General features: G+C 40.6%; 7 protein-coding genes. 3 read left to right on the top strand and 4 right to left on the bottom strand.

Translation table 11 applies throughout. From position 1 onward, the window contains the following. Both cobA and L650_RS0100215 read left to right on the top strand, forming a co-directional pair. Window positions 1–685 (top strand): uroporphyrinogen-III C-methyltransferase (cobA, locus tag L650_RS0100225; RefSeq protein WP_085065385.1); only part of this gene is annotated, 685 nt, incomplete at its 5' end. A gap of 269 nt (window positions 686–954) precedes the next feature. After that, window positions 955–2,208 (top strand): nitrate regulatory protein, encoded by a 1,254-nt coding sequence (locus L650_RS0100215; protein ID WP_029771678.1) that lies wholly within the window; start codon window positions 955–957, stop codon window positions 2,206–2,208. Window positions 2,209–2,240: 32 nt separating this feature from the next. On the opposite strand, the gene lepB is transcribed toward L650_RS0100215, so the two are convergent. From lepB to aceK, 4 genes are all read right to left on the bottom strand, one after another. Then, complete coding sequence (gene lepB, locus L650_RS0100210) at window positions 2,241–2,891, bottom strand: signal peptidase I (RefSeq protein WP_004586775.1); 651 nt, start codon at window positions 2,889–2,891, stop codon at window positions 2,241–2,243. Window positions 2,892–3,029: 138 nt separating this feature from the next. Then, entirely contained in the window at window positions 3,030–3,284 is a 255-nt protein-coding gene (locus L650_RS0100205; RefSeq protein WP_004586776.1) for a DUF2999 family protein, read from the bottom strand. A 103-nt stretch (window positions 3,285–3,387) separates the two neighbouring features. Next, complete coding sequence (locus tag L650_RS0100200) at window positions 3,388–4,350, bottom strand: zinc-binding dehydrogenase (protein ID WP_029771677.1); 963 nt, start codon at window positions 4,348–4,350, stop codon at window positions 3,388–3,390. Between the two features lie 365 nt (window positions 4,351–4,715). Then, window positions 4,716–6,491, bottom strand: coding sequence for a bifunctional isocitrate dehydrogenase kinase/phosphatase (aceK, locus tag L650_RS0100195; protein ID WP_029771676.1), 1,776 nt, complete (start codon window positions 6,489–6,491; stop codon window positions 4,716–4,718). Window positions 6,492–6,608: 117 nt separating this feature from the next. On the opposite strand from aceK, the gene L650_RS0100190 reads away from it, so the two are divergent. Further along, a partial coding sequence (locus tag L650_RS0100190; protein WP_029771674.1) for a LysR family transcriptional regulator occupies window positions 6,609–7,075 on the top strand: 467 nt, incomplete at its 3' end.

The raw sequence follows: 7,075 nt of genomic DNA, 5'->3' as shown, positions 1-7,075 counted from the left end.
AGCCGAAGTGGTATTGTACGACAGCCTAGTTAGTGAAGCGCTTTTAAATACACTGCCTAAACATGCGCAGCGAGTGTATGTAGGTAAACGCGCAGGTAAACACTCTATGCCACAAGCTGCCATTAGTGACCTATTAGTAAAATACGCACAACAAGGGTTTAAAGTTGTTCGTTTAAAAGGTGGCGACCCGAGTATTTTTGCGCGTATTAATGAAGAAGCCAACGCCCTATCAGAGCATAATATTAATTTTGCTATTGTCCCGGGCGTTACCACCGCGTGTGCAGCCTCGGCTTATACCGGCATACCGCTTACTGCTCGCGATGTGGCCCGAAGTGTTACATTTTTAACGGCGCAATTTGCCGATCCTAATAAACTCCCTAATTGGCACAACTACACCTATGTACAAGGCTCTAACAACCCCACGCTAGTCGTCTATATGGGTTTAGGACGTTTAAACGCATTAAGTACTGGTTTGCAATCGGTTGGCTGGCCTAAAACAACCCCTATCGCATTGATAGAAAATGCCACCACCAACCAGCAAAAAATAATAACCAGCACGCTTGAGAAAATTACTAGCGAGAGTGCGGTGCACACATTAACGGGCCCTACGCTAATTATGGTTGGCGAGGTAATAAATCATCAAATGGCTATCAGCCCAGCGTTGCTGCAATGTAGCAACGTATAAATTCCCCCTCTGGTGTTTGCTCTGTGCAGTTTACAGAGTAAACACTTTTTTCCCCTCGTTCATGAAGGGCGCAATCGAGTGCAAAAACAACTATTTTTGCACCAAAAAGGTTTATTCCTGTAATAAGGACAGATAAGTTAAAATGGGAACAAATAACAAGTATGGCTTTAAGCGGCTGTTTTAATTTAATTTTAAATTCAATCAAAAATTTTTTAAATGATTGGAACAGTGGTTGCACTTTATATACAAAAAAGTGTGGAACAAGTCCTATGTTATCGAGCAATCCTCTCACAAAACAGTTTTTATTAGCAGCAAAATACCAAGAGATTCATGCCTTAAAACAGCTTCAAAAAAGCTGTGCATCGCTTACTAAACTGGGCGATTTTATACATCAGTTACAAAAAGAGCGCGGCATGAGCAATATTTATTTAGCCTCTAATCGCAAACGTTTTGCCTCGCAGTTAAAACAACAAATTAGCTTAACAGAGCAAACCCAAACGCAGTTTTACCACTCAATTAAAACGACCTTTATTACCGATAACGCCGACACGGGCCACACCCGTTTGTACAATTTAATTACCCATAGTTTGCAATCGTTAGAGGCGCTGCCAGAGCTGCGACAACAAATAGCAAATCAAAAAATTACCCCAGTGCATGCAACTCAATCGTATACGCAGCTTATTTCGTGTTTGCTAAATATAATTTTAGAAGCCGCCGATGGCGCAAGCGACCCGCGCGTTACACGATTGCTAGTGGCTTATTTTAATTTTATGCAAGGTAAAGAATACGCCGGACAAGAACGTGCCTGTGGCGCGCAAGCGTTTGCATCAAGTAAGTTTACCGTGGAGCAAAAACAACAGCTTGCTCATTTTGTTCAACAACAGCATCACAGCTTTACGTTTTTTAACGAATACGCCGACGAACACGTATTAAAATGCTATCGCTCGTTAACTGATCACCCCGTAAATAAGCAAGTGGATCAGCTACGCGGGCTTTTACAAAATTTAGATGACGAAAATGCGCAGCCGCTTTCTCAGCTTAGTGAGGTGTGGTACGAGGTAACAACAACGCGTATCGATATTATGCACAAAATTGAGCAAAACCTCAGCGACTACCTTATTGACTCTGCAGCAATGCAAATTGCTCAGGCTCAGCGCACTTTAAATTCAAATAAACAAGTTATAAGCAGCCTTGAAGAACAATACATGCCAATGACCGACGGGCAACTCGCGTTTAAACAAAATACCCCCCAAAATACCGCTGCTAATAAACTCAATAGTAATAAAAGCATGTACGACCTAATCATGGAGCAAAGCCAACATATTAAGCAAATAAATCAGGCTTTAGTTGATGCTAAACGGGTAATAACAGAACAAAAAATAATACATCAGGCAAAGTATATTTTAATAGAGCAGCTAAGCCTTAGCGAAGAGCAAGCTCATAAAAAGTTGCAAAAGCAAGCAATGGACTCGCACTGCTCGCTTTATAATATTGCGCAAAAAATTGTAGAGCTAAGCGATTAAAATCGGGCGTGTGGTTAGCGCCCAAAACCGCCTTAAAGTAAGGGTTTTAAAAAGCGGTTTTTACGAGGTAAGTAATAATCGTCGTAATCAAGCGACACAATAATGCGCTCTGCTTTGCCAAGTAGTTCGCTGCGAGGGATCAAACCAATAACACGCGAGTCAGCACTGTGATCGCGGTTATCACCCATTGCTAAATAATAATCTTCAGGAATAGTTATCTTATTAAAACCCGATAGCTGCGAAGGCGTATGCGCAACTCGAATCGTGTGTTTGTGGCCATTTAAATCTTCTATTTTATCTAAAGAATCAATATTGCTTTGCAAGTTATTGTATTTAAGTTTAACGCCATTAATTTCTAGCTCGTTGTTATAAAGCGCTACCGTATCGCCTGGCACACCAATTACGCGTTTAATTAACCGGTTATCAGCAGCTTGTGAGTCAAATACAATAATATCGCCTGTTTGTGGGTCGGCTAATTTAACTAAAGGAATATGTGTAAAAGGGATGCGTATATCATAAGCCATTTTATCGGTTAAGATTCTGTCGCCTTCTAATATGGTGGGTTTCATCGAGCCTGTCGGTACTTCATACCAATCGGCAACTGCGCTTCTAAACACGCTCATCAGCGCAATAAATAAAATTAACGAACGGTTATTTTTCCAAAATTTATAAAGTGGCTTCATACCTAGTCCCTACCTATCATAAGTAATAGTATGACTAGCTTAATACCAAGCAGTTCAATGAATAATGTAACAAAAAGTGTGGTGATTTTAGGTAGAATTACCAAGGCTTATGCCTTGGTAAGGAGTAATTTGTGAAGCTTATTGCTGGTTTAGCTTGTCTTTCGCTTCTTTTACTTTTTCAAAGTCTAGGCCTAGTTCGTCGGTGGCTTCTTTAATTAAGTGCGGCTGAGTCATCACCACGGCCATTAACTGCTGTAGTTTTTCAGGCGGAATACCAAGCTCTTGTACTAATGCCATTGCCATCATTGGGTTTTGTGTAAAGGCTTCGAACAATGCTTTTACTTTTTCGTCGCTTACATTGTGCTCTTTAAGTATTGCTAGTATTGGGTTCATTTTTAACCTTGTGTGTTTTGTACGTATTTTATATTTACTAAATTATATTAGCTGAGCCATGCATTAACAACGCCAACACACGCCTCAGTGTTACATTGGGTGGTTATTCTACAAGTAATACCACTTTACCGGCATTTTCATTACGCTCTAAAATAGCATGCGCTTCGTTTGCATCGCTCCACGGTAGTGTTTTATACACGTTAAAGTCGTACTTTTTAGTAGCAATATCATTGTAAAAACGCGCAACTAAGTCATCGCGTAATTGGCGTTTAAACTCAATGCTACGGTTTCTAAGTGTTGATGCATGAAACGAAATACGTTTGCGTAATAGCGCTGCAAAATCAACCTCAGCAAAACGCCCATCTAAAAAAGCGAGCATAATAATTTGGCAATCCATGGCAGCAATAGCCGCATTTTTATTTAAATAACTGCCCGAAACAGGATCTACAATTGCATTTGCTGAAAGCTCATTTGCTTGCATATATTCTACAAAATCAGTTGTTTTGTAGTTAATGGCATGATCGGCGCCAAGGGCTTTTGCATGCTTGCATTTTTCATCTGAGCCGGCAGTAATAACCACCGTTGCACCTGCACTTTTAGCCATTTGAATAGCCGCACCGCCTACACCACTTGCCCCTGCATGAATAAGCGCTGTTTGACCTTGTTGTAATTTACCAAGTTCAAAAAGCGCACCAAATGCTGTTAGGTACACTTCGCTAATAGCTGCACCTTCAACCATGGTTAAATCATCTGGCAATACCATTAATTGTTTAGCATCTATGGCAACGTATTCGCTGTAAGCCCCGCCTGCGCACAAGCTAAAAATACGTTTATTAAGCCAGCTTTTATCAACATCAAAACCAAGCTCAACCACTGTGCCTGCGCACTCTAAACCTAAAATGGGGCTATCCCCAGCTGGCGCAGGGTATTTACCTTGGCGCTGCATGCAATCAGCGCGATTTACACCTATAGCAGACACTTTTACTAGCACTTCGTGGCTTTTTAAAACCGGTTTATCGGTTTCACTAAATGCAAGGGTGCCACCCTCATGAGAAATATATTTCATTAATGCTCCGTATTTAGCCTTTTAATTAGGGCCTGTTAACCTTTCAGGATTAAAATTTGTTCAATCTAGGGGCCATTTAATCGCGGCGCGAGGTTTGTAACCTAGTAGGCTAAGTAAAAACCGAGCAAAGCTTCCGCGTCCTGCTCACGCCCCTTACCTACATCCATGTAGGCAACAAAGAGTAAATGGCCCCTAGGCAGAAACCCTTCGGGCAGCGCCTGTTTAGCATTTATGCTACGTTATCGCCTATTTATGGGGAACAACCACACTACATAGGCTCTGCCTTGCCTAATTACCAAACAGACGGCTGCAAATTTAACCTCGAAAGATAAACAGGCCCTAGCTAGACATGGGGTTAGTTATTTTTATTTAAACCGCCAGCTTTGTTTATACGGGTATACGTCAGGTAAAAAGCCTGATTTAATTTGTTGTTGGCAAGCTTGCCAAAAATCAGCTAAAAACAGATCGTTATGTTCGCAGTTAAAATAGTTAAATGCCGTTTCGTTTGCGCTAAAAAACACCTTAAACTGACTGGGGAAAATATCGTTTTCTGCTATATCAAAATAACTGTTGGCGCTTAGCTCCTCTAGGTCGTTTTGTGCGCTAGGTACATCTCTAAAGTGGCAATCAGTCAATGGGCAAATTTCATCAAAGTCGTAAAAAACAACGCGCCCCCAACGGGTTACGCCAAAGTTTTTCATTAGCATATCGCCTGGGAATATATTTGCGCCGGCTAAGTCTTTAATCGCTTTACCGTAATCGGTCATAACCTGTTGTAATGCTTTGTTAGAGCAGTGATTAATGTATAAATTAAGCGGCGTCATTTTTCGCTCAACATACACATGCTTTAAAATAAGCGCCTTACCCGATATAACCATGCTGCTGCCAATTTGTGCCTTCATTTGCTTAAGTAACTCGTCGCTAAAGCGGCTGAGGTCGAACGCTAAATACCTAAATTCGTGTGTATCTACTAAGCGCCCTACGCGGTCGGCTTGCTTTACAAAGTTGTACTTGGCTTTTACTTGCGCTTTGGTGGCTGTTTTTGGTGCACTAAATTTATCTTTTATTACTTTATAAACGTAGTCTAGCCCTTCAATGGTAAATACCAGCATAACCATGCCGGGAGTACCTGGGGCTGTCACGTATTTAAAATTAGTAGGGCTATTTTTAGTGGTATCAACTTTGTAACGATAAAACTCTGTTTTAGCGTGCTTAATAAAGCCAATGGCGTTAAATAACTCAAAGCGCTTTTTATGAGGCATCAGCACGCTTAAGTAATCTACGTAACGCGCGGGTTGGTCGGTATCAACCATAAAATAGGTACGAGCAAAACCAAACAATAAACTTAACTGATCGGCGCCCATCATTACGGCATCAAGCTTTAACCCTTTATTAGTATTTAATATGGCGATAGCAAAAGGCATATTATCGCCATTTTTAGCGATACAGCGCCCTATTAAGTAGCAGGCTTTGTTTCTAAAAAATAATGAATTTGCGTATTCTATAAACCCGTCGTTTAAATTTATAAGCTCATACACTTGTTTACATTGCTGCTTTGCACCGGCCATTAACGTTGTTTGCAATGCCTGTAAATCGGCATTTAATTGACTAAAAGGCACTCTAAATGCTTGGCGGGTAATGAGCGTTTTTACAGCGTGGTTAAACCCATCTTTAAACGATATTCTCCTTACTAAATTTTCACACGAACGCGGCTCGCTTCTGTATTTTGCTTTTAATACAAACAAATGTACGGTTCGAATTTTTTTATCGTCCCAAATTGCACCAAAGGTAGAATTAAAAAAGGTATGCGCTATGGGTTTGTTTTCATGATTTTGCACCATATCGCCGTATATATTTTTAGCTAGCTGCCAAGTTTGCGGACAAGTCAGTTCAGCGTAAGCAATAACTCTCACAGCTTCACTGACATTTTTTACTTCCCGTTCGTACACTTGTAAGCGTTCGCGCATGGCAGTTTGCACATCGTGATATTTTTGTTGTTCAAACCGACTTTGCGCACCTAGCGTAATATTTAAAAACTGCGCAAACATTGCTTCAAAGCCTGCAAAAACAGCGCGGGCCAACTTAGTAGCAATAACTTGCTGTAGCGCATTATTGGTTTGATTAGTTAACGATTTTGACATGGTTACAACACTTTTATTTTTACCACTTATAGCGGTTATTTTTTATTAATTGTTTACACCTTAGCAAGCAGGCTTTAATTTAGGTAATTAATAAAGCATATAAATAAAATTGATCATATGAATATACGTAACGTCGATCTCAACTTATTAGTGTACTTAAATGTGCTCATTGATGAAAAAAGTGTTTCAAAAGCGGCTAATAAACTCGCACTAACACAACCTGCCATGAGTAACGCACTTAAACGATTACGTGATTTATTTGACGACCCACTACTTGTGCGTGCCGCAGGCTCTATGACCCCCACCAGCAAAGCACTTAGCTTAAAGCCTGAAATAGAGTCTCTTTTAAAAATGGCAGAGGCGATTACTCAGCCCAGTGAGCAATTTAACCCAGCAACGGCAGAGGTGACTTTTAGAATAATGGCAAACGACTACATGGAGTCGACTTTAATTGCCCCCTTTATTACTGAGCAGTTAACTAAAAACCCGCGGGTTAATTTTGATGTACTGAGTCCAAGCGATGTAAACCTGCAAGATATGGAAAAAGGCACTATTGATTTAGCCATAAACCGGTTTAATGGCTT

Origin of the sequence: Pseudoalteromonas sp. TB51, assembly GCF_000498055.1 — a bacterium.
GTDB lineage: Bacteria > Pseudomonadota > Gammaproteobacteria > Enterobacterales > Alteromonadaceae > Pseudoalteromonas > Pseudoalteromonas atlantica.
The sequence above is the reverse complement of the archived record's forward strand: the minus strand, read 5'-3'. Positions and strand labels throughout refer to the sequence as shown.

Coding starts and splice junctions, on each gene's coding strand:
- L650_RS0100215 (WP_029771678.1), top strand. CDS start 955: ATGTTATCGAGCAATCCTCTCACAAAACAGTTTTTATTAGCAGCAAAA.
- lepB (WP_004586775.1), bottom strand. CDS start 2,891: ATGAAGCCACTTTATAAATTTTGGAAAAATAACCGTTCGTTAATTTTA.
- L650_RS0100205 (WP_004586776.1), bottom strand. CDS start 3,284: ATGAACCCAATACTAGCAATACTTAAAGAGCACAATGTAAGCGACGAA.
- L650_RS0100200 (WP_029771677.1), bottom strand. CDS start 4,350: ATGAAATATATTTCTCATGAGGGTGGCACCCTTGCATTTAGTGAAACC.
- aceK (WP_029771676.1), bottom strand. CDS start 6,491: ATGTCAAAATCGTTAACTAATCAAACCAATAATGCGCTACAGCAAGTT.